Origin of the sequence: Enterococcus sp. DIV0174 (assembly GCF_050529065.1) — a bacterium.
In the GTDB taxonomy this organism is placed as follows: Bacteria; Bacillota; Bacilli; order Lactobacillales; family Enterococcaceae; genus Enterococcus_B; species Enterococcus_B thailandicus.
This window is the reverse complement of record NZ_CP172881.1, coordinates 1,354,474-1,378,435: the sequence shown is the minus strand read 5'-3', so window position 1 is coordinate 1,378,435 and position 23,962 is coordinate 1,354,474. Positions and strand designations below refer to the sequence as shown.

At 34.5% G+C, this 23,962-nt stretch carries 18 protein-coding genes; 6 read left to right on the top strand and 12 right to left on the bottom strand.

What is annotated here, in order from left to right; genetic code table 11:
• Positions 1-70: 70 nt before the first annotated feature.
• Positions 71-364 (top strand): hypothetical protein, encoded by a 294-nt coding sequence (locus tag IGJ93_RS06595; RefSeq protein WP_172843746.1) that lies wholly within the window; start codon positions 71-73, stop codon positions 362-364.
• A gap of 1,022 nt (positions 365-1,386) precedes the next feature.
• Positions 1,387-2,814 (top strand): amino acid permease, encoded by a 1,428-nt coding sequence (locus IGJ93_RS06590; protein WP_071868385.1) that lies wholly within the window; start codon positions 1,387-1,389, stop codon positions 2,812-2,814.
• 204 nt (positions 2,815-3,018) lie between these two features.
• Here the strand turns inward: IGJ93_RS06590 and IGJ93_RS06585 are convergent, their stop codons facing one another.
• Both IGJ93_RS06585 and IGJ93_RS06580 read right to left on the bottom strand, forming a co-directional pair.
• Positions 3,019-3,312 carry an rRNA processing protein gene (locus IGJ93_RS06585; protein ID WP_067482048.1) on the bottom strand — a complete coding sequence of 98 codons (294 nt, stop codon included), beginning with the start codon at positions 3,310-3,312 and terminating at the stop codon, positions 3,019-3,021.
• A gap of 105 nt (positions 3,313-3,417) precedes the next feature.
• Positions 3,418-4,449: a Gfo/Idh/MocA family oxidoreductase gene (locus tag IGJ93_RS06580; protein WP_071868383.1), complete on the bottom strand. Its 1,032-nt coding sequence runs from the start codon at positions 4,447-4,449 to the stop codon at positions 3,418-3,420.
• A gap of 201 nt (positions 4,450-4,650) precedes the next feature.
• Here IGJ93_RS06580 and IGJ93_RS06575 point away from each other — a divergent pair, with 201 nt between their 5' ends.
• Complete coding sequence (locus IGJ93_RS06575; protein ID WP_075491608.1) at positions 4,651-5,523, top strand: MurR/RpiR family transcriptional regulator; 873 nt, start codon at positions 4,651-4,653, stop codon at positions 5,521-5,523.
• Positions 5,524-5,562: 39 nt separating this feature from the next.
• On the opposite strand, the gene IGJ93_RS06570 is transcribed toward IGJ93_RS06575, so the two are convergent.
• The gene (locus IGJ93_RS06570) at positions 5,563-6,507 is read right to left on the bottom strand and encodes an L-lactate dehydrogenase (RefSeq protein WP_067482042.1); all 945 of its coding nucleotides are present in this window, start codon (positions 6,505-6,507) and stop codon (positions 5,563-5,565) included.
• A gap of 130 nt (positions 6,508-6,637) precedes the next feature.
• Positions 6,638-7,690 (bottom strand): family 20 glycosylhydrolase, encoded by a 1,053-nt coding sequence (locus IGJ93_RS06565; RefSeq protein WP_095803647.1) that lies wholly within the window; start codon positions 7,688-7,690, stop codon positions 6,638-6,640.
• Positions 7,691-7,892: 202 nt separating this feature from the next.
• Here IGJ93_RS06565 and IGJ93_RS06560 point away from each other — a divergent pair, with 202 nt between their 5' ends.
• Positions 7,893-8,942, top strand: coding sequence for an AI-2E family transporter (locus IGJ93_RS06560; RefSeq protein WP_067482039.1), 1,050 nt, complete (start codon positions 7,893-7,895; stop codon positions 8,940-8,942).
• A gap of 126 nt (positions 8,943-9,068) precedes the next feature.
• Here IGJ93_RS06560 and IGJ93_RS06555 read toward each other — a convergent pair whose 3' ends face one another.
• Complete coding sequence (locus IGJ93_RS06555) at positions 9,069-10,097, bottom strand: MBL fold hydrolase (RefSeq protein WP_430596883.1); 1,029 nt, start codon at positions 10,095-10,097, stop codon at positions 9,069-9,071.
• A 106-nt stretch (positions 10,098-10,203) separates the two neighbouring features.
• Between IGJ93_RS06555 and IGJ93_RS06550 the strand changes: the two genes are divergently transcribed.
• Positions 10,204-10,632, top strand: coding sequence for an Rrf2 family transcriptional regulator (locus IGJ93_RS06550; RefSeq protein WP_071868378.1), 429 nt, complete (start codon positions 10,204-10,206; stop codon positions 10,630-10,632).
• A gap of 63 nt (positions 10,633-10,695) precedes the next feature.
• Here IGJ93_RS06550 and IGJ93_RS06545 read toward each other — a convergent pair whose 3' ends face one another.
• The 4 genes from IGJ93_RS06545 to IGJ93_RS06530 all read right to left on the bottom strand — a co-directional run bounded on the left by IGJ93_RS06545 (position 10,696) and on the right by IGJ93_RS06530 (position 18,718).
• Complete coding sequence (locus tag IGJ93_RS06545) at positions 10,696-11,553, bottom strand: class C sortase (protein WP_430596882.1); 858 nt, start codon at positions 11,551-11,553, stop codon at positions 10,696-10,698.
• Positions 11,554-11,674: 121 nt separating this feature from the next.
• Complete coding sequence (locus IGJ93_RS06540; RefSeq protein ID WP_430596881.1) at positions 11,675-13,534, bottom strand: SpaH/EbpB family LPXTG-anchored major pilin; 1,860 nt, start codon at positions 13,532-13,534, stop codon at positions 11,675-11,677.
• On the bottom strand, positions 13,527-15,131 hold the full coding sequence (locus IGJ93_RS06535) for a SpaH/EbpB family LPXTG-anchored major pilin (RefSeq protein ID WP_430596880.1): 1,605 nt from the start codon (positions 15,129-15,131) through the stop codon (positions 13,527-13,529). The genes IGJ93_RS06540 and IGJ93_RS06535 overlap by 8 nt, the downstream gene beginning before the upstream one ends.
• A complete protein-coding gene (locus tag IGJ93_RS06530) occupies positions 15,128-18,718 on the bottom strand; it encodes a SpaA isopeptide-forming pilin-related protein (protein ID WP_430596879.1) in 3,591 nt (1,196 codons plus the stop codon). The genes IGJ93_RS06535 and IGJ93_RS06530 overlap by 4 nt, the downstream gene beginning before the upstream one ends.
• 434 nt (positions 18,719-19,152) lie before the next feature.
• On the opposite strand from IGJ93_RS06530, the gene IGJ93_RS06525 reads away from it, so the two are divergent.
• Entirely contained in the window at positions 19,153-20,640 is a 1,488-nt protein-coding gene (locus tag IGJ93_RS06525; protein WP_270344517.1) for a helix-turn-helix domain-containing protein, read from the top strand.
• 117 nt (positions 20,641-20,757) lie between these two features.
• Here IGJ93_RS06525 and IGJ93_RS06520 read toward each other — a convergent pair whose 3' ends face one another.
• The 3 genes from IGJ93_RS06520 to aguA all read right to left on the bottom strand — a co-directional run bounded on the left by IGJ93_RS06520 (position 20,758) and on the right by aguA (position 23,851).
• Positions 20,758-21,732 carry a Gfo/Idh/MocA family protein gene (locus IGJ93_RS06520; protein ID WP_075491536.1) on the bottom strand — a complete coding sequence of 325 codons (975 nt, stop codon included), beginning with the start codon at positions 21,730-21,732 and terminating at the stop codon, positions 20,758-20,760.
• Between the two features lie 213 nt (positions 21,733-21,945).
• Complete coding sequence (locus IGJ93_RS06515; protein WP_071868372.1) at positions 21,946-22,743, bottom strand: MurR/RpiR family transcriptional regulator; 798 nt, start codon at positions 22,741-22,743, stop codon at positions 21,946-21,948.
• Positions 22,744-22,750: 7 nt separating this feature from the next.
• Complete coding sequence (gene aguA / locus IGJ93_RS06510; protein WP_075491535.1) at positions 22,751-23,851, bottom strand: agmatine deiminase; 1,101 nt, start codon at positions 23,849-23,851, stop codon at positions 22,751-22,753.
• Positions 23,852-23,962 lie beyond the last annotated feature (111 nt).

The following is a 23,962-nucleotide window of genomic DNA, read 5'->3' as shown; positions in this document are numbered from 1 at the left end:
AATATTTATAAAATAATAAAGATAAGAGGTACCGTTTTTGCGAAAAATTCATTCATTACTAAATTATTCAATGGGGGCAATTGTTTTAATTGCGCTATATCAAGCATTTATCAAGTATCCAACTTATGGGACGAAATTACTAGCTGTTACTTCGGAAAAGCAAACAGCTTATTCACCAACATTGATTTTATCGACAGTAACAGCGTTAGCAAAAAGTGCTTTGTACTTTTTTCATAAAACAACAAGCATGCTGAAACGAAAAAAACAAAGAAAACAACTATTCTTAGTTCTAGGAGCTGCCGGAGTGATCTATTTCTTGCCTGTAATCAAAGAGGTTTTTCACCAGGTGACAGCAGCTTTCTAAAAAATGTTTGAAACTCTCTTTTTAGATTAAGAAGTTTTAACATTACAATGCTTAATTATATATTATTGTCAGTAGCCTAAAAAGCCATCAAAAGAGGAATTGTATCCCAAGATTCCTCTTTTTTGTGCTTAATTAGTCTGAATCAATCAAGACACAGATAATAAAATAATTCCACTTTATATGTCTAAAACCAGTGTTTTTGATTATTTTCTATATTCTAATTGGTAATTTTGTAGCTGTATAAATGATTCCATTAATCCACCAAGCACGCCAAAAACCTGTGAATTCTTCGTGGCGAAGCAAATCTTATGTTTATCCTACGAACAAATGACAATATTGACTACGAATTTTTGGAATTTGGGTACATTTTTTCAGAAATTAAGTAGTTTCAAGCTAAATCTAAAACATTTTTACCAAGACAAGTGTACGTCAGAATTTTAAACACAAATTTTACTGTGTTTTACGTATATAAAACAAAAACGAATGATTTTCGTCAAATAATGCTTAATTTAGGAACAAAGGGAGGGTTGGTACAGCGATTTAAATTTTAAATTTATTTTAGTTTACATAATATATATTATACAAAGTAGATTATAAGAATGAGATTCACTCTTTTAATCAAATAATTGCTGTTTTATATTAATTTTAGCTAATTATTACTGAATACAACATTTAAAAATTATTTTGCATGAATTTTGTATGTTGCTTTTATCTTTACTCAACATAAATACTATAAAAAATGATTTATCTTTATGTATTGTGATCAATACAATTATTGTAACTTTTTTAATCGAAAAACTACTGATTATGTTTAAACGCTTGTGGGATTTCAACCTTAACTATTGATTATTTAGTGAAATTTGCAGATTGATTGTTTTAATCGCTTTATTTCTTAACTTATAGATGATTTTTATTTTTTAGTTCTCTTTGTGTTCTTTCGCTATATTTTAAGTGAAACACAGATTGTCTTTCATATTATTTTCAGAAAAATAAGATTATAATACTTGCTGGAGGTTATGTATATGGAAGAAAAGAAAAATTTTATTTCGTGGCCCGTGTTGGCATTAATGTCTTTTGTTACGGTTATTGGGTTTGATGATATTATTTATAATTTTGCTAATCAAGGCATGGGTGTTATTACTTCATGGGTTATTTTGTTAATACTATACGTTGTTCCCTATTCATTGATGGTTGGTCAGCTTGGGTCTGTCTTTAATCATGAAGGTGGTGGTTTGAGTTCGTGGGTTCGTGGGACAAGTGGTGATAAACTTGGCTATTTTACGGCATGGACTTATTGGGCTGCTTCTATCCCCTATGTTGTTGACACCGCTAATGCAGTGGTAGTTGGTTTTGGTTGGTTGATTAATGGAAATGATTCGATGGAAGACACAATGTCTAATTCGTTATTTGCTTTACTGACATTTGTTATTTTCTTGGCATTTATTTTCTTGCAACGTCATTTTAAGAAGTCTTTAGAAGTTCTAAGCACAATTGGCGGTGGTGCAATGTTTGTGATGACAATCTTATTCGTTATTATGACCTTTACTTCTCTATTTATGCCAAATGGACACATTGAAACACAACCAATGAATTTCAAAACAATTTTGCCAAAATTTGATCTGCATTACTTAACGACGATTGGGTTACTGATTTATGCAATTAATGGAGCAGAATTAGTTGCGCCTTTCGTTACTCGAATGCGTAAACCGAAGAGAGAATTTCCTAAAGCAATGATTATGTTAACTGTTATGACTATTTTCTTAACTGTTTTTGGTTCTTTTTCTTTAGGTGTATTCTTCGATGCGCACCATTTACCGAATAATCTAAAGATGAATGGTTCTTATTATGCTTTTCAACGTCTAGGTGAGTTTTTTCATATGGGGAATAGCTTGATGTATATCTTTGCGGTGACACAAATTATTTATATGTGTGCGCTGCTTGCAGTTTTACTTGATGCTATGACAAGAATGCTTATCTCAGATACAGGTAAAGAATTCATGCCTAAAAAATTAACAAAATTAAATGAAGATGGTCTACCAATTAATGGATATATTCTAACAACTGCGTTAAGTGCTTTTATTCTATTGTTGGGTGTTTTCTTGCCAGAAATGAATGATATTTTTAACTGGTTATTGAACTTGAATGGGATTATTTCTCCAGGTGTGACTTGTTGGATTTTCTTTGCGTTTATCAAAATCCGTTTAAATAGTCAAAAATACCAATCAGAGTACGTGTTTATCAAAAACGACCGATTTGCTGTTGCCGTTGGTGTCTGGTGTTTTGCTGTAACAATAATTGCAACTCTTTTTGGTGTCTTACCACAGGATGCCGCTTTTGGTTCATCACTTTTTTGGCATGAATTAATCATCAATATTGTTGGAATTGTTGTTTTGATTGGTTTAGGGTTCGTTATGCCCTATCTAGCAAAACGCGAAAGGAATCAAATTTAATAGTGTAAACATAAATAAAAAAAGACAAGGCACTAGCGTTTAGTGCCTTGTCTTTAGAATAAAGAGACGGGTAGAAAACTAGAAATCCAGTCGTTATCAACACATTTTCCAATTAAAAAAAGCCTAAAATCAACGTTCTGAGAAACGAATTTTAGGCTTTTTTTCTATTTAAGTGAGGCTACGTTTGTCTCAGCCTATTTTTGTTTATTTAGAATGTTTGTTTTTTGATGTCAATTCTTCAAATTTTTCTTTGACATCTTCTATGACTTCTTCAACTACTTCTTCAAGTTTGTTTGGTTCTTCTTTTGTGTCATCTTCAACCGCATTTGATCCAGATAATGCGACTGTTTTTTCTTCCCCAGAGTTAGTTCCAGATAATGCTTCTTGTTTGTTTTGTGTTTCGCCAGAATTAGTGCCAGCCAAAGCTACTTCATCATCTGTTTTTGGTGCCATTGATCCTCTTAGTCGTTTTCCTTTTTCACCATCGTAATTAGTCATAGTTTTGTCCCTCCAGAAAATTATCATGTTCTCTTATTTATCTTACCTAAGAATAAATAGACTGTCAAAAAGGATCTCTTTAATTTAAATTTTTGAATATAAATGTTATTCTTTCTCTTCGTTTTCTTGAATAGAACGAATGCCATTTTCTAAAATCTGCATTTGTAAAATGGTTTCTTCATCTTTAATGAGTTTTTCTGCACCATTGATTAATGTTTCATAAATACCGTCATATACACGGCTATAATCACCTATCTCTGAAGTCACCTTTTCTTCACGATAGATGTTTTTATCATCCATGTAAGTTAAAACACCAAAATGTTCCGGTAAATCTATTCCAAAATCAGCGTTATCTGGCATATAAAACATTTTCAAATGTTCTTCTTGACGATCTTTCGTTTGTTTGACAAACATGCCTTTTTTTCCATAAACAACAAAGCTAGGACGTTCTTTGATTCTAAAGTAACTTGATTTTATTGAGATTTTCATTGTTCCATAGAAAAAATCTAAATCAAAATAATCATTCATCCGACCTTTTCCTAATAATTGGCGAACATCATAATGAATGTCGTCTGGTTCACCAAAGTAAGAAAGAACTTGGTCTACTGTGTGACACGCATGTCCGTAAAGATAGCTGTTTGCTATAGAAAACGTAGTGGTGCTTTCAGGGATTTCTGGTCGAAAATAATCGTAATGCATCTCGATTTCTAAAATATCTCCTAGTTTGCCACTTTCAATTACCTTTTGTACAGTTAAAAAATCTGAATCAAAACGTCTATTTTGATAGCATTGGATAAACAATCCTTGTTCTTTAGCTAGAGAAAAGAGTTCTTTTGCCTCTTTAGAAGTTTCTGCAAAAGGTTTTTCAACTAAAACATTTTTGCCGTGTCTTAGTGCAAGTTTGGCATATTCATAATGAAATTGACTTGGTGTCGTGATAACGACTAATTGAATCTCAGGGTCGTTCCATAAATCAGCTAGTTTTGTAGTGTACTCGATATCATCAAAAGTTTCCCAGGCTGGTTCACTTGGTGAGTAAATTTTTTTTATTCTTATTTTGTCTGATAATTTTCTAGAAAAAGGTAAATGATAACGATTTGTACTCTTTCCATTTCCCAGATAAGCAATTGTTAACATAAATAAACCTCCTATATAGTTGATACGCCAAGTATACTGAATCCTGTGTTCAAAGTCTTAACGTACACGTATTTTGGTAAAAATGTTCTGAATTTCACTGGAAATTAACCGTTTTTTGAAAAAAAGTACCAATTTTTAGGAATTAGTAGCCAACCTTGTCATTTGTTAGTAAGATGATAAAGACGTTAGGAGGTTGAAAGCGTGTTGATTGAAGATAAATTAGCCGAACAAGAAACATTTACTACTACAGAGAAGCGGATTGCAGATTATATCCGATTACATTTTGAAGAAGCCGTCTATTTAACGATTGAGGAACTGGCAAAAGCTACATATACTTCTCACTCAGCTATTATTCGTTTATGTAAAAAAATGGGTTATACGGGCTTTAAAGAATTTCGCTTTGAATTAGGACGTGAAGTTCATCAACTAGTAGCCCAGTTTAATCATGTGATTGATCCAAATTTTCCATTTTCACATGAAGATAATGCTCAAACGATTGCTAAGAAAATGGCAGATCTTACTGTTCAGACAATAAAAAAAGCGCAACTACAAATTGAAGGACAAGAATTAGATACGATAGCAACCACGTTAAATAAAGCAAACCGAATGTTTTTATTCGCAAAAGGAGATTCCCAGATTACTGCAAGGAAGTTTCAAAATAAGTTAGTTAAGCTTAATAAATTTTTGATTCTTGCTGAAGAGTATAGTGATTCTTCATGGAATGCTGCTAATCTGATGAAAAATGATTGTGCGATCTTTATTAGCTATAGTGGTCGTATTCACCATTATGAACGGATATTGGCTTACTTGAACTATGTGGGTACCCCTTCTTTGCTAATTACAGGAAACGAACATTCTGAAATGGCAAAGAAAGCGACAATGAGTTTAGTTATTTCTCAAGATGAATATGACTTTGCAAAAGTCGCTACTTTCTCTTCTCAGATTGCTTTTGATTATGTGCTAAATACCCTTTATTCAGTCATGTATGCACAGAACTTTCAAGAAAATCTACTTAATCTTAAAGACAAGCAAGAACTTTTGCAAAAAGGGCTTTTGAAAGAATATCATAACTAAAAAAGGGAAGAGCTCCACCTCTTCCCTTTCACCACATTATTATTTTACAGTATCTAGAACAGCTTGTAATTCGGATACAGAGCGATTAAATGACTCTTGTTCTTCGTCTGTGATAGCTAATTCGATTATTTCACGGACACCATTTTCATCTACTACAGAAGGTACCCCAGTAAAGATGTCCTTTTGACTATATTGATTTGATAAATAAGCTGAAACTGGTAGCACGGCTTGCTCATTATTCAAGACGGCTTTTACAATCCGAGTAGTACTCATTCCGATACCATAGTATGTTGCTTTTTTTCGGTCAATGATTTCGTAGGCTGCATTTTTAACCTTTTCAGCAATTATTGTTAGCTCACCTTTTGTTAGGCGAGAATCACTTTCTACTAGTTCGAGAATCGGTTTGCCACCTACTGTTGTGTGAGACCAGACAGCAACTTCAGAGTCACCATGTTCACCCATAACATAGCCGTGAACACTTCTTGGGTCGACTTGTAATTTCAATGCGATTTCTTTTCTTAGTCTAGTAGTATCTAAAGTTGTTCCTGTACCAATCACACGATTATTTGGTAATCCAGATGTCTGCCAAGCAATATAAGTGAGAATATCTACGGGATTTGAAGCAATCACAAGGATACCATCAAATCCAGCATTCATAATTTGTACAACTATTTCGCGCATGATAGTCGCGTTTGTTTTAACAAGGTCTAGGCGAGTTTGACCAGGTTTTTGATTGATCCCTGCTGTGATGACTACTAGATTAGCATCTGCGCATTCAGTATAGTCACCAGATTTAACAGCAATATTTTCTTCGCCCCAAGCCATACCATCTAGCAAGTCAAGTGCTTCTCCTTCTGCTTTTTCGTGATTAACATCAATTAAAACTAATTCATTTGTAATCCCTTGATTAATCATCGCATAGGCAATACTTGTTCCAACGAATCCAGTACCTACAATTGCGACTTTTCTACTTGTTTTCATCATATATAATCATCTCTTTCTAGTAGTTTTCTTTTCATGAAAAGTATAAATGATTATTTTTCATTTATAAAGATGATATTTATAATAGTTTTTATTATGAAATCTTATAGAAAAGTAATGAGAATGAATGACTTTATTTTGTTGCTAGCTGATCATTCCAGAGCATTGTTTGTTGCACTTTTAGTGGTTCTTTAATCATTTGTAATACTTCCTCTTCCGTTAATGCATCTGGGAAGTCGCACCAGATGGCAAAATATGTTCCAGGTACTTTAGTTAGTTGCTCCTCTGTAATCTGTTGATTACCAGAAAAAATCGTTGGCTTCCACTCTTTTTTTATTTTATCTCCAGTAGGATAACGATAGCCCGCTCCTTCACCAAGTACAAAATAAAAATAGTTATCATTGAAATTTAACACTTGATGCCCTTCTTCAAAAAAGGTTTGAACATCTGCCATTTGTGCATTGTAATTTGTCCAATAAGTGATTTGAATTGATTTCTTCAGGCCGCTTTCCGCTTTCTGATTCTTTTTGTAAACTCCATCATTCCAGATACGTGCAGTTTTACCAGTTGATTCAACTAGAGTTGCTAGGTCATTGATATAATCAATAAATAGATCATAGGTTCTATCAGGATTCTGATAAATTTCCTCTGCTTTTCTCGCTAATTGAGGATAGCGATCTAATTCATCAAAACTAATATATTCGTCTGCTCCTAAATGAAAATAATGTGAATCATGGAATAGTTCTAAATATTCTTTGATAATTTCTTTGATTTTATTCACTGCCAGTTGATTTGTGATATCTATTGCACGGTTTGAAGGGAAAACATCTGAGTCTTCTCCTAAACGTTCCATCTGCCATTCTGGATAAATACTAAGTAGTCGTTTCAAGTGACCAGGACTATCAAATTCTGGAATGATTTCGATTCCCAGTTGCTTAGCATAAGCGATTAATTCTTTGATTTCTATTTTTGATAAGTAGTGCGACGAAGTTAACGCTGGAACAGTTTCGCATTCAATTCGGAAACCTTCGTTGTCCGAAAAATGAAGCTGTAACGCATTCATTTTTAGTGATGCCATGTAATCAAGTAGATCTTTTAAAAAATTTGGTGAATAAAATTTGCGACCAATATCAATTGATAAACCTCGTTCTGTGGAAATTGGTAAGGAATCTGTTAGTTTTGTCATTTTGTCTGCACCTCTACTTTATATATTTAGATCTCTTTAGTAGTATGACATAACTCTTTTGTATGTAAACCCTTTCTTTTTTAGATGTTAGTAAGGAATTGATAAGAAAGTACCTAATGTTACTTTTAACGGTTTTCTTTTTAAGTTTGTTCATTCTATAATGAGTTTGTTACGTACTATAATTTTCTGGGAGGTTGTATGATTGTCTTTTTACCAACGATTTTTGGCAAATGAAAAAATTCGTAGGTTGACTGTTCTACTTTCAGTTATCTTACTACTTTTCTTATCTAAAGCAATGATTACTACGGTCTTGCTCACCTTTATCTTTACCTATTTAATGATTCATCTTGTTCAGATTATTCAGCGTTTTGTTAAGATACCAACTGCAGCACTAACAGTAGTTATTTATTCGATAGTGGTTTACATGATTTATCTGGCACTAACGAAGTATATCCCTATCTTGATTCATCAGACTTTTGATATGGTTGGTTCAGTTATTCACTTTTATGAACAGCAACCTAAAGATGATAATCCACTACTAACCTATGTTCATAATTATATTGAACGCAATGATTTTTTTGAACAAGTGCAAAATAGTGCATCTATTGCTATTGGCTATCTACAAGATCTTGGAAAATTAGCTGTAGCGTTTGCCATGTCCTTTATTTTGAGTTTCTTTTTCATGATTGAGAAGAAAAAAACAGTGCTTTTTTCTCGACTCTTTTTGAAAAGTGAGTTTGCTTGGTTCTTTCAAGATATTTATTATTTCGCAGATAAATTTGTTAACACGTTTGGCTTAGTTTTGGAGGCACAATTTGTGATTGCTGTTTTGAACACCGTGATTACGACAATTGCCTTAGCTGCATTTGGATTCACTCAATTACCTAGTTTAGCGATCATGATTTTTATTTTGAGCCTGATTCCAGTAGCGGGTGTTATTATCTCTTGCATTCCATTGTCATTTATTGCTTACTCGCAAGGAGGAATCAGAGATGTTGTTTATATTTTAATCACGATTTTGATTGTCCACTTGATCGAGTCTTATGTATTGAATCCTAAATTGATGTCTAGCAAAACAGAATTACCGATTTTTTATACTTTTATCGTACTATTAGTCAGTGAGCGTTTGTTTGGTGTTTGGGGACTAATCGTGGGTATTCCGATTTTCACTTTCTTTTTAGACATTTTAAAAGTAAAAGAAATTCCTCTACATCTAAAAAAAGAGCAACAAGAAGTAATTAAAAAAGAGTAAAAAATAACGTCGAAGTCCTGTAGTGACCCCGAAAAGTTAGACTTTTTATAGAGTGGATTCATCCGCTCTATTTTTTATGCCGTTTTTTGATTTCATCCAGAACAATCAAAAGTCATGTTCCACCATTTATTTGGCACTTTGGTAACGGAGATACTTAGTAAGATAAGGGGTTATCTTATTCTCGTTTTCTAATAGATATATGGAATGAAAATGGTGGTTGCTTATTTCTCCAGTCACAACTTTAGCACTCATTTCTAAACTTCCATCTGGCAAATTTGGATAAGCTTTTTTCATTTTTTCGATAATCTCTGCGCTTGCTTGACTATCTTTTTCTACTTCAATAAATTTTTGAATATAGTCTTTGGTAAATTCAATATTTTTGGCTGAAAAATCATTTCCTTGTTCAAAATGCCCTGGAATAACTACTTTAGGCTGCAAAGAAGTTAGTTCATCAAGGTCTGTAATCCATTGTTCTTGGGCTTCAATCGTTTTTGTATCTGCCATAAATAAATGGCTACCTGTAGAAACAAGAATCCCACCTAAAAGTAAGTCATCTTCTTTATTGTAAAGTGTTTGTTCCTTTCTATCGCTGCCAAAAATTGAGAATTCTGTTCCCTCTAAGCTAATTGAATCTTTCACTTCTTCGGGAATAATGATTTCGTCGGGTGTATTTTCTTTTAGCGTATCCGACCATACAGAAAGCTTCGCCTTGTAAGTTTCTTTGATTCTTTCAATGTTAGAAGCTGTAGCTAAAAGTTTAGCGTTTGGAAATTTCTTTGTGATTTGGCTTGCTCCAAAATAATAATCTGGATCACTATAAGAAATATAAATTGTCTGAATATCAATGTTCTTGTCTTTAGCTACTTTTAAAATCTTTTCTGCGTCTGTTTTTGAAAACTGAGTATCTACTAATAAGCCTTTACCGTTTTTTTCAATAATTGTTGCAGTAGCCCCAAACACTTCATCTGGATTCATAGTGTAATATGTGATATTGTGCCCGTTCGTTTCTGTATACATCTTTGTGTCCTCCTTTGTCATTGTTGTGGCGTTACTTGAATTATTTTTTGTGTTTTCCTCTTTATTTTGAGATGAACAAGCAGCTAACAAAACCGTGCCCATACTAATTGCTAATAAAAATAAACCAATTTTTTTCATACGATACCCCTTTCTAGATAATACTTCCTGCCTGTATATTTGTAAATTACAGGTAAATAATATATAATAAAAGTATAGATGTCAAACAAAAAGAAAAGGTGATCGAATGAAGTATTCAGTGCGACTTAGTGATGCTATACATATCTTAGCTTATATTCAAATTTTTCAAGGAACTGATTTATCCAGTGAAGCAATTGCCAAAAGTGTGCAAACAAATCCGGTAACTGTTAGAAAAATCATGGGTGATTTGAGAAAAGCAAACCTAATTAAAACAGAATCAGGAAAGGCTGCCCCCTCTTTAGTAATGCCACCGGAAGAAATTTCATTAGCTACTATCTATAAAGCGGTCGAAAAAGACCCAGCAATTTTTCATTCAGATAAAAATACTGCCCCAAATTGCTTAGTTGGTGGAAATATTCAAAAAGTATTGGATCAGAAATATATTTTTTTACAACAATCAGTCGAAAACGAAATGAAAACTATTTTTTTATCAGAAATTATTGAAGGAATTCTTCAAGAAAGCACGAATGGTTAATTACAATCAAAAAAGCGTAAGCAGGCTCCTTCCAAGAGTAGTCTGACTCACGCTTTTTATTGATTAATGTGTTCTTTTCTTTTTGATTTTTCTAAAAATGAAAAGACTAAGTAACACGGCTAAAATTATTCCACCTATCCAAATAAATAATTTGTTTCGATTGTGGTTGATAGTTTCTTTGATTTCTTTCTCCGCTTCTGGCTTATATGGGATTCTGTGGCCCCGAACGAGCAAACGATGTGTATTGACCATATAAGGGGTACATGTCATCAAGGTAATAAGGTCTTCTCCATCTTGAATCAGTAAGTCTTGAGTGTCTGTAGGTTCAATCGTTTTTATTTGGTCAACTTCATAAGCTAGTCGTTCATTGTTGATGTCAATATAGAAAACATCTGTCTTTTTTAGTTTAGGTAAGTCCGTAAATAGTTTAGCTTCTGGTAATCCTCGATGAGTTGACAAGACGCTGTGAGTACTTGGACCACCAGAAGGGATACTTGTACCTTCAAGCAAGGAAACACCGTTTTGTAAAAACAATTCGTTTGTCTGATCAAAAATGGGTAAACTAACTTTGATTTTTGGAATAGTTAAAGTTGCAATTGTATGCTGTTTTAAATAAGATTGTTCTTTTTTGATTTTCTTTTGCTGTTCATTACTTACCGCATCATTAAATACTGCTACTCCAGGATTATTTCCATCTTTTGCTAACTCCGCATTCTGTTTATCTTGTTTCTCTTTTAGTTTGGCAACTGCTTCTTCATTTTCGTTATTGGCCTTTTGTTGGTAATACTGAACTAATTGTTGATCGAAATAACTATTAACGGCATCACTAACAAATGGATAGGAAAATAAACCAATACCAAGAAATAGAACAATTATCATGAAGATATCTGTTTTTTTTCTGTCCTTTTTTTGTTTTTTCATCTCACTCACCTCACCTGTTTGTAAAATCATCGAAAAATTGCTAGAAAAAGGCTGTAACAAAAATCAATTTTGACTTTTGTTACAGCCTCACCTTACCTACCACTCTTACAGCTACATCTTATTATTCTGATTTTCGTTTTTTAAAATAATAACCAGCAGATAGGACAGCTGTTAGTCCAGCAGCTAGGAAAACAGTAATCCCCATACCACCGGTAATCGGTAACTTACCTTTTGTCTTATTCACTACCACGAGTTCAACTTTTCCATTATCTGCGACAAAGTTTGTTGGTGTATTTGGTAAAACATAACCATCAGGAGCTTTTATTTCCACCAATTGATAAACGATATCAGCACCAAGTTCATCTGTTTTAGCAATACCGAAAACTTCAATTACGCCTTGGTCATTTGATTGAAAAACTGTTGCATCTCCTTGTGTAGCAACCCAACTAACTTTTCCGTCTGTCATTTTTAAAAAGGCCTCACCGCGCTTAACTACAAATTCTGCTCCAGCAAGTGTTTGTTTTGTATCCGCATCTTTTTTGACAAATTTCTTACCAAAAGTCTTTACTTCTTCCTGGGCTGTTTTTGGAATAAAATTATTGTCAAACTTGATTTGGTTGTCGATTGCTGTTGCTAGTGGAGCGCCTGGTTTGATTTTCATTTGAATTTCAAAAGTTAATATTTTACCTGCATGGTTTGCTAACTCAGCTGGTGTGAAGCTAACAATAAATGGGTTAGCTGTAATGTCAGCAATAGTTGCGGTCACATCTCCAGTGGCTGCGCCATCAATTTTGATACTTGAAAGAATTTCATCTGCTGTAGAAACAAGTTCCAGTGATGAATGATACGTATCAACTAAATCGAATTTCGTAAATTGCGCTACATCTTTAGGAATTTGTTGTGTGATTGTAAAGGTGACGATTTGATCCACATCTACATCTACATCATCTGCTTCTTTTTTAGGTTCAGGAACTTTGTAGTTGTATGCAGATGCATTTTCTTTATCAGTTAATAGCACTTGGAGTTCGTTGTAATGTGAGTATTTGATCGCCATTGAACCATCACTTGCATTACGAGTTGCAAAGGCTGTAACAACTGGATTATTCAAATAGTGATAAATTTCTGCTCCTGTTTGAAGTTGACTTGTTGCAACCGGTGTGTCTACTTCATAAAATTCATAAATACCGCCATCAGCTAAAATCAAATCTTCAACAGTAACTTGGCCAGATGCATCCGAGAAAAGAATTGTTGCTGCATCAACTGTTCCATCAAATTTGCCTGTGCTTGCTTGGTAATACATTCCTGATGCTTGATCTTTTAGAATGAACCCAGCGTCTTTTAATGCGACTGGATTTGCTTGATTTCCCTCAGCATCTAGTCCTACACCATATTTTTTGAATGTTAGGTCTGAGGTTTTGTATTCATTTTTTGGATAAAGATGAACAACCGGACGATTGTTTCCACCTTCATCAGTTACGGGTAATCCGACCACGAATGGCACTGATTTCTCAGCAATCGCACCAGCGGGAGTAGTCGTTTCTTTAAATAGATAAACAGCATTTCGTCCACCTGATTGTGTTGGTAAGGCGAGTGAAGAAATACCGCTTGAGTCAGTTAGTGCAAATTCATGAGATGCTAACCCAGTAGTATCTGCTGCAATTGCAGCATCGGTAGCTTCAGTGACTCGTTCTTCATGTGTACCACTTGCGCCATCATAAGCAGCCCAGTAAATGCTCGTTACATCATATGCTGTAAAACCTGCACCACTTAATGGTGTCGAATTTGGCCAAGTCATCTCATCACCAGTATTTTGAATTGACTCGGGTAGCGTATCAAAAGCAAGTTTGTGTAGTGTAACAGTTTGCTCTGTTTCAGTGTCGCCTTCTTCAACGGCATAAACAGCACTTCCCAACCCTAAAAACAACGGTAACATTAGTAAAAGTGAAAGAACCCAGGTAAATACTTTCTTTTGCTTATTCATTTTCCTCACTCCCATTCTTTTTTTTCACTCCATGATTGTGTTGCTTGACCAACAAATAACCTGCACTTGCTATCATGAGTAAACCAGCTGCTAATAGATAATTATTGAATTGATCTGCCGTTTTAGGTAAATCTTTTCCAAATTTGCTTGGTGTAGCAATTGAAGCCGTTGGAACAACGGGCGTAGCTGGTATACCTTTTTTGACTGTTTCCTGTTGATTTACAATTTTTAAAGTTTGGTTTTCTTGTTGTGTAAACGTTCCTTTTGCAACAACAAATGGCACTTTTTCTTTATTTAGAAGGTAACCTTCTGGGGCTTTGATTTCTAATAGTTGGTAGTTGCCATAACGTAATCCATTGATCCAAAACAGACCGTTTGTGTCAGAGACTAATTTCACTAGATTTTCATAAGAAGTTGGTACTTTCGTTGCATCAATCCAGATGTTTTTTCCATCTGCACGTGCTAAATATTCTCCTTTATCATTTAGTACGACAAACTCTGCACCCGTTAATTTTTTTGATTCATCTGTTGCATCAACTTTTACAAAGTATTTCCCTCCTGTTTCGACGGTTGTCGTTACTTCAATTTTTTTCTCACCATCAACTATTAGTGAGATTCGATTCAAGAAATCAGACTGATTTAAATTATTTTCTTGGATCAACATTTGATAAGAAAAAGTGATTTTTTCACCAACATGGTCTGCTAAAACCTTTGGATCAAATGCGACAGTGAATCCGCGCTCTGAAATCGAAGTGAATGTATAAAATGGACGCGTTTCAGGTTGACTAAGCGAAATTGAGACTGTTTCTTCGGCAGTTGCTTTTTGAATTAGCATCAAAGAGTCATCCGGTATATCAGTCACAACAAAGCTTTCGTAATTAGCAATATCTGATGGAACAGTCAGTGTTGACTGATAGTCGATTGGTTCACCAAATTCAAAGTCGATTTTCTCACCATTGATTTTTTTCGTTAGTGTTGGTGGAATTGTTCTGGTTGCTCGACTTTTTGGGAAAATTCGAATGGTTTGTAATTCATTCCCATTATTATCAAATACTGGTAAAACAACTAACATGGGGCGAGTGATAGAATTGACAGTTGGTGGATGATTCGTTTCTTTGATGAAGAAAACACTATCCTTATCCCCTTTTTTAGCAGGAAGTTCAAAGGAAGCAATCCCCTTTTCATTTCCCTGTGTTTGGGTAACACCAACGTATTTGGTCAATGCTTCAACATCCGCCGTTTGCATGTGTTTAAGAAATGCTGCTCGAAATTCTTCAATTGATTGATTTTCAAAATCTGAGGCTGCTAATTGTTCATAATACATATCTGTTACTTCATAAACAGTAAATTCAACATCATTTAAACCTTCAAAGTTCTGGAGTCCAATCGGTTCTTCAAAAGGATTTGTTTCACCATCATTGTGTTGTTCGTCAATATCTGCTTCATGGTCAAACAACAGTTTGTGAATGTGTAACGTGATTGTTGAAGAAGCCTCAGTTTCTGCATGAACTTCGGTTGAATTAATTTGCGCCATCATGAAGACAGAGAGAAGTGAAACTAGGACAATGCTTAATCGGGAAAGTAGTTGTTTCATCATGCTCTACCCCCTCTTCTTCTTAAATAAATGTAAAAACTCAACATCAACGTGCTACCGAGTGCTAAATACGGAATAATTGTCATTCCACCAGTTTCTGGAAGTGGCTGTTTTGCATGGTTTGTCACTTCTAATTGGATGATATTACCTGATACAGTGAGAACGTCTGTCTGTTCTTCTCCATCAATAGTCACTTTTCCTGTATCACTAATAACAATCACAACTGGTTGAGTTAAGCCGATAAAACCACTTGGGGTAAAGGTTTCTTCTAGGCTGTATTCTCCTGGTCGTAAGCCAGTAAAGATAAATGTGGAACTATCTGTTTGTTTAATCGTTTCACTATAGTTATCTGGTCCAGTAAGCGTGAACTCTGCACCATTTAGCAATCGACCATCTTGATCTTTTTTCTCTAGTTCTAAAGTAAAGTCTTTTAAGCGGTTAGTCAGTGTCAAACCGGTAATAATAAAGCGGTTTTGAGTTTCATCAAAAGTAGCGGGTTCTGAGTAGAGAAGTGTTTCATCCTTATCAAAAATTTGAATCACTTTATCTGAACCAATAACTACTTTCCAAGGTCCCTGATTGTTTTCATATCCAAGTGGTACATTCGTTTCTTTCAAGAGATACTCACCTGGTTGTAACCCTTGGCTAAATTGGACAACTCCATGTAAATCTGAAGTTGCTTCAATTGGTTCTAATAGATTTTCACCTTCCAATGTGAAAGTTGCACCTAAAAGTGGTGTTCCAGTTTCATTTGTTTTCTTAAATTCAAGTAAAAATGGAACGAGTTGGTTACTGATTTGATTGTTTTCAGGGAATCCAGTGACGCTTAAACTTAAATCAGATTCTTGTTTTACCAAAATCGTAAATTCTTCAATTTCTTGATATCCCTCAGGTGCAGCTAATTCACGAATGATATACTCACCAATCGGATATGCTGGAAATTGAACTAACCCGGAGTCATTAGAAGTTGCCTCAGCAAGAAGAACAGTTGGCGCAGACTTCTGATAAATACCAAATTTTGCCCCCGCAAGTGGTGTTTCATGATCCTCACCGACTTTGATAAAACTGATTCCTTTTTTCAGCAAAGTATTTGTAACGGTTAATGTTTGATTTGTTTCTTTTGTAGTTGATGCTGGTACGTATGTCGGTGCGCTGTACCCAGTGACGTGATTTGCTTCGCCGACTTTTTCGATGATACGGTATTCGATAAGTTGACCATTTCGAAGTGCGACCACATCAGTGAATATTCCTTCTGTCGACGTAGCTCCTTTTGGTACCGATAAGTGTTGATTTGGGACATCTACCCAGTTACCATCTTGATTTTTTTCTTGTAATTGTAAGGTGATGTCTTCACGTAAATTCCATTGATTAGATTCATCTTCCCAGATTTTTTTCGCCTGGATATCAAATGTGGTTACTGGAACTTTTACAGATGGAATTGCGAAATGAAGATAATCTGGCGTTGTTGTTCGATTATTTGTTACATAGGTTGTCTTATTCGCCGGATAAAACAGGCCATCGCGATAGGCTTCTTTTACTTCAACCAGGTACTCGATTCGATAACCTTCTCGTCCAGTCTCTGTCTTTCCTAGATTCATATTTGATAAGTTGATCGTACTTCCATTGATGGCAACTTGGACTTGTTGTGCAAATGACGGATAACTACCACTTGTAGATGGAATAACAGTCAACCCATTATCAACTTTCAAGGCAAAAGAACTTACATCACCAATCAAATTGACATAGTCACTCATTGGATCTGTAACCGTTGCTTGTTGGAGCGTAGCTGAGAAAGTAGTACTCAATGTTTTTAAAACCTGAATCAGCTGTTCACGATTATTTGCGGTGAAATAACCATTTTTCCCAATGGCTGTTAAGACACTTTCAGCAGTCTCACCTGTAGCAAAACCAATTGAGTATTTTATGATATTTTGATTTGCTGGATGCGTAGCTCTTTGATTAACATAATCAACTGTTGGTGTAACATGTCCAGTTGACGATGTTCCGTTCCCGTTGTAGTAATTTGTATTGTTCATTCGTGCATAGTAGCGTTCAGAATTGCCTAGATTTGTTTGATTCAAACTGAGTAGGTTATTTGTCAGATTCAAATAATTTTGATTTGGTGAAAAAGTAGGTTCACCATCAGTTAAAACGATTAGGACTTTTGCTGCTTCACTCCTAGTTCCATAACTTGGATTTGTTAGCATGGCATAACCTGCATCAAGACCAAGGTAAGTTGGTGTACCAGAAGTATCAGGTGTCGCAGTATAGATTGTGTGACTGGTAATTGCTGATGGACTTGTTGTGAAACCACTAGAACCAAATTTCCCAATTTCTCCATATGGAACATCGACTGAATTATTGTTGATTTGCATACGTGTAGAACCAAATGCTGCTAGTCCTAAACGAATATTTCCATCATTGCCGGGTCCAAGCAAATCATTTGCAAATGTAGTCACTGCGTCTTGTAAGGCGACCCAACGAGTCATCCCTTCAGGAACAGTTTCTTGAACCATTGAGCTCGACTTATCTAATACTAAAGAGATATCAATCGGTTGATTTGTTTCCAGTGCATCCCCAATTACATCTAATTGGACTTTAAATTGATTTGGGTTACTAGTTGGAATAACAATTTTTTTAATTGCTCCATCACCATAATCATGATAACCATTAGTAAAGTTCAGCGGATTGCTATCAATGATATTATTTATTGATGAAGTCCCCTCTGTTTTCTCTGTACTAAAATCATAGTTCTTGATGAATGTGGAAGAGTCATTGGTCGTGTAATTATTTGTCGAGTGTTCTGGATACGTTCCTAACGCATCATTAACGTAATTAAATGGATCGACATTGACCGGACTTCCTGCTAAAGGTGTCATAGCAAATGGTGCTGCAGTAATCAATGGAAGTGCCTTTTCATCAGAAGGTTGAGCAGCTTCAGTATCTGCTGTTTGCTCTTTTTCTGAAGTTTTATCTTCCTCAGATTCCTTCGCTTGTTCTGAGCCATCCGTGCCTAACGTATTTTCTTGAACAGTTGTATCATTTTCTTTCTTAATTTCTTCCTGTTCATCAGTAGATTCATTCGTTTGTTGACCATTTATAGAGGGATCAATGCTTGATTGGAACTCAATTGCTTGAGCTGTTTCTTCTAAAATTTTTCCTTGCTCATCTAATAATTTTATTTGAATTTTGATAGCTGATTGTTCAATAGCTGTTTGAAATTCGATTGTATTCATTTCGGCATCATGAACTTCTTCAATCCAGCCATTTTCAATTTCTATAAAATCTGTTTGCGTTACTTGTTTAATTGGCTGATCTTCAGCGGTAACTTTTAGTTGTAAAGTTGTTTGCGTTTCTTCGCTTACTTGTTTATGATATCTCAGGGTCCAGTTCTTGATACCTTCTGAGCCATCTTCTGTGGCAATTGAATCTTTCCCTTCAAGTTTCAACTGTTGACTGGTTGCAATTTCTCGAAATTCGGTGGTCTCTTCTGCATGAATTAAACTAGAAATCCCTAACAACTGACTAAAAATACTTAGCAACAAAACACCAATCCATAAGAAGCTAACTAGTTTTACTTTACGATTCATTCCGACTCCCCTCCCTCCAAATTCACAAACATGAAAAATGTTCCCTCTACAATTTGAAGTTTAGCAACGGAATTATGTTATAGCAAAAGTTAACAATGTGTGGTTTAAAGAGGATGTTCGTTTTTTATATGTTATTTTCTCAAAAATGTAACACATTTTATTTTTTGATTTATAAAATATTCACAAACTATGATAATGGCATGATGTAATGATGAGCGTATAACACATAGTTAGTATGAGTTATATTTTGATAAAGTAAAAATTTATGCATTAAAAGTGCGTAATATTTCTGTAAATCCTTTATTTGTATTAAAATATAATTAATATTTAAAATGTTTTTTGTTACAAAAAACGATATAGTTTAATTTTTTTGTCAGAAAGTTGATGGATTATGTAAGAAATCTGGTCAAAAATAAAGAAGGAGAGAGTTCATTATGTTTGAATTTGTGGTTCTTAATGATTATGACAGGCGAAAGTTAGCAGTTTTTCAGATCCTTAATTCACAGAATGCTTCTTGTTCCATTTCCTATTTAGCTAAAGAATTCAAACTATCTTTTCCAGCCACTCAATCGTTGATCCAGTCATTTGATCGTGACATGATTACGCTCTTTGATAAGAGTGTTTGGGATGAGAGCGGACGAGTTAATTGGCACACTAAAGGCTATAATTACAATATATATTTACAGTTTTTGATTAAGTGTTCTCTACCCTATCAATTTTTACTTTCTATATTGACAAGACCAGAACAAACGATTGAAGATTTTTTAGAAGAAAACTATATCAGTCGCTCGACTGCAATCAGAGCATTACAAACGACTAAAGTGTGCTTAGATGATTTGAATGTAAAACTTAACTTTTCTAAAATGAAAATTTTTGGAGAAGAAAGCAACATTCAACTGCTTTTTTTTTATGTGATTTGGTTAGGCTCCACTGGAGATGATGTGCTAACAAACGAAGAACTTGATTTACCGTATTATAATGAAAAAGAACTTTTAAAAGACTTTGATTTTTTTAACTTTTCTCATGTTCATCCAAAAGCAATCCGATTAATGTTAACGATTATGAAAATTAGAAGTTTACAAGGTTATGAATTGGATGAATTTGAAGGAAATGAATTGATTTATTTTGACGCTAATCCCGTTTTACAACAATATTTTTCTCAGTTTATTAAGGATCCCTATCAGATTATTTATCACATTAATTTTTTGAAATATGTATTTGTTTTTTCGTTCTACTATGCATCACCGGTTGATTCTCGCTTAACTATTTTAGTTGATTTTTATCAAAATTTAGAAAAGAGAGAACAGCAATTTCACAGGTTTTTGATAGAATTTAATTCATTTTATTCAAAAAAAATCTTACCTGAAAATCTGACTGAAGAAGAAGAACTGCTTATCCGTGCAAATTTATTTTCTACGCTATTTTCTCACTATACTAATGGGGGAAAACTACCCAAATTCTATGGGTTTGATGGCGTTTCTAGTTATTCAGAAACACCGGGGTATCAAAAGTTAATAGAGATTTTAGGTCATTATTTTGAGCAATATTTTCAAAAAACGTCCTTTTTTATTTTTAAAGATCGTAAAAAAGAATTGCTTGAAGATTTAAGTTTTATCCTCTATCCTTACTTCCAGAAAAAAATCAAAGATAGACGAGTGAAAGTTGCAATCATTCCTATGATTAATCAAAAAATATTACAGAATATTGTTTTGTTTTTATCACAATTGCAATTTGTTGACTATGAACTATCAGTAACTGACCATTCAGAAATCGATTTGTTTATCACTAGCTTTTCAGAAATTTTGCCGAGTACGACGAAACCATGCTTTATCGTCGAATTAACAGATGAATCAAATTATTTAAGTGAGTTGTTTAATTGGTTGTGGGATATGTATTTAAACAATCTAGCACCAGAAATGTAATATTAAGCAGCTGGACTAAGCAGAAAACTATCTGTCTTTGAAACAAGTAGAAATGTAAAACTGTTTTAGAGACAGATAGTTTTGTTTGCAGTTTTTTTTAAAAATTGATGCGAGGAATTAATTTCTTGATTTCGTTGATAATTTTGCCTGGTCAATCACCCACATGACAGTTTCACTATGTTTTAATTGTTTTTGCATGGCAAAAAAATCTTTACTTTGAATCATCTGATCAAACATTGCAAATTCTTGATACATTCTATGTGCGTGACTATTCGCAGAAATAGTTTCTAAGAGTTGATTTTTTTGATAGATACCAAAGGAAGTTAGAACATTGGCAGGACTGTCAACTACAATCGACCTATTTTCACCTTGAATAACTGAGCGAACGGGTGCATCAGAATTCTTAGCCGCGATACAAACTGCTTGATATTCCTTATATTGCAACACTAAAATGCCAGAAGTATCAACCTCTTTTTCCATATGTGGAAAATAATAGACTTCTAATGGTTTTCCTAATAGTCCTACAACAAAGTGGACATTGTAAATGTTAAGATCCATCAATGCTCCTCCACCTTTTTGAGCATCGAAAGCAGGCGCAATCTCTCCGTTTTTAAACGCATCATATCGTGAAGAATATTGAGAATAGTTGCATTCGATTAGCTTTATCTCTCCTAAGGAAGACAGTTGTTTCTTGATTTCCAAATAATTCTCCAGGTATTGGTTTGTAATTGCTTCAAGCAAAAATTTTTGTTTGCTTTCTGCTAAATGTTTTAGTTCTAAAAATTGTTGATAATCAGTAGTAAATGGTTTTTCGCAAATGACATTTTTACCAGCTAACAATGCTTTTTTTGTAAAAGAGAAATGTAAATGATTAGGGACAGCAACATAAACGGTATCAATCGTATCTTCCTGTAAACATTGTTCGTAGTCAGTAAAATAGTTTTTGATTCCATATTTTTTTTGTAGTTCTTCTAATGTCTCTTTGCTTCTTTTTGTTCCGACGATTGCTTCTAATTTGATTTGAGGTAAGTCTTTTGTAATTGTTAAAAAGTCTTGTACAATTTTGCCAGAGCCAATTATCGCTAACTTCATATTGTTCACCCTTTTAATTGAAATTTCATTTCCATAGATTGTTGTGGCCTCATTGAACCATGAAAATGATTCTTTGATAAGAGAACGACTGAAAATTGGCAGTTTGTACCAGAAAAAAGCCTGTTTATCGCAAAAAACTGAAACTTTTTACCAAAAAAGAAACTACCTATAGACACGAAGAACATGTTGTTCTAAGCTCTAAAGGTAGTTGATTCAACGAAATACCAGATGATAGTCCTGGGGATCACAGCCTTCGATATATTGATAAAGCAACAGCTCCATCAAGGCAATCATCGAGATATGCGAAGTAAGATTTAGTTGATTAAGGTACAATTCGTCTGTAAATAAGTAGAGATTGATATCGCTTGTGTTTTGCATCAGGTTATTGTCGGCACCGGTGATTGATACAATCAAGGGATGTGACTGCTCTTTTAACTTTCGAATCAAGGTAATTAACTCATTGTCCTCACCACGATAACTAAAAACGAAAACCAAATCTTTTGATTCAGCTTGTTGTAAAGCAATTGTTCTTGTTTGTTGATCTTCTGGAAAGATGACAAAAAATCCAGCTGTAGTATAGAGATATTTGATATAGCCCATAATTTCTTTGCTCATTCCTTTGGCGAATAAAAAGATTTTTGGTTTTTCCTGCATGGCCAAAACAATTTTTTTGATTTTATCACTATCCATTACACGAACGGACTCAATTAAATTTTTTAAGTATTCTTCCCGATAATCTCTTTGAGAAACCACAAATGGACTTTGTTGAGGAACATCATTTTTTGTTAATAAAGTGTATTTGATAACTGTTGAAAATTCACTATAACCACTAAAACCTATTTTTCTAACGAAACGCAAAAAAGTCGTGGTTGAAACAAAGCATTCTTCAGAAACTTCTCTAATACTTTTATTTTTGATGACATTCAAGTTTGAGATAACATAATCAAACAAAACCCGTTCATTTCTTGTCAGTTCTGCTAGATGGGAATTAACAATTTCATAGAAATCCATAATCATCCTACTTTCTATGTTTTGGTAGTGCCTGAGCAATACAGTGGATATTTCCTCCACCTAAAAGAATTTCTCGTGCAGGAACTCCGATGACCTCATATCCAGGATACAAGTCTTTCAGTATTTTATGTGCTTTTTGGTCATTAGGGTCGTCAAATACAGGATAGATTACGCCTTGATTTGCCGTATAATAACTAACATAACTAGCTGTTAATCGATCTCCAGGAAAGCGTGGAAGCATACCATTTACTGGGTCTACTCCTTGACTTTCTTCTTCAGTAATGTACATTGCTTGCGGTAAAGGCATTTTATGAATTTGTAGTCCCCGTCCCTGGGCATCTGTTACTTTTGATAAGTACATATAAGCTTCTCGTACAATTTCATACATTGGGTCTTCTGGATCATCGCACCAATTAAGGACGAGTTCACCGGGGCGAACGATATTCAACAAATTATCAATATCACCATTTGTTTCATCTAAAAAGAAGCCATGTGGAAGCCAGATGATTTTTTGAGCTCCGCAATACTCCAAAAGGATTTCTTCGATTTGTGTTTTAGTAAATTGCGGATTCCTTCCTTCAGATAGGAGACATTCTTCCGTAGTAAAAATTGTTCCTTCCCCATCGCTGTGAATGGAGCAACCTTCTAGTACGAAATTTGCTAAGGAATAATAGTCTAATCGTTGCCAATTACAAATTTTTTCTGCCAATAAATCATCTTGATCCCAAGGGAAAAACAGCCCGTCTAACAATCCGCCCCACGCATTGAATCGAAAGTCTACAGCACGAAGATTTTCTGACGTGTCCATGACGTAGACTGGACCTGTATCCTTGATCCATGCATCATCTGAACTCATTTCTAAAATACGGATGTTTTCGTTAAGTAAATGGCGAGCATTTTTGTATTGTCTTTTTGATACAAGCATTGTCACTGGTTCGAATTTCGCAATAGTTTGTGCAACTTCTGCATAAGTAAGTTGAGCTGGCTTTGCACCATTTCGCCAATTATCAGTTCTCTCCGGCCAAATCATAAAACATTCCTCATGAGGAACTGTTTCTGCTGGCAAGCGAAAACCATCTTGCTTCGGGGTACTGTGTTCGATTTTCATTTGGACAACTCCTCTTCTCCTATTAGTATAGCAAAAAACGAGGATTCGAAACAAACCTGTTTGCGAATCCTCCGTCCTCTCCTTTTAACTTGTTAAATCATTTCATTGTAT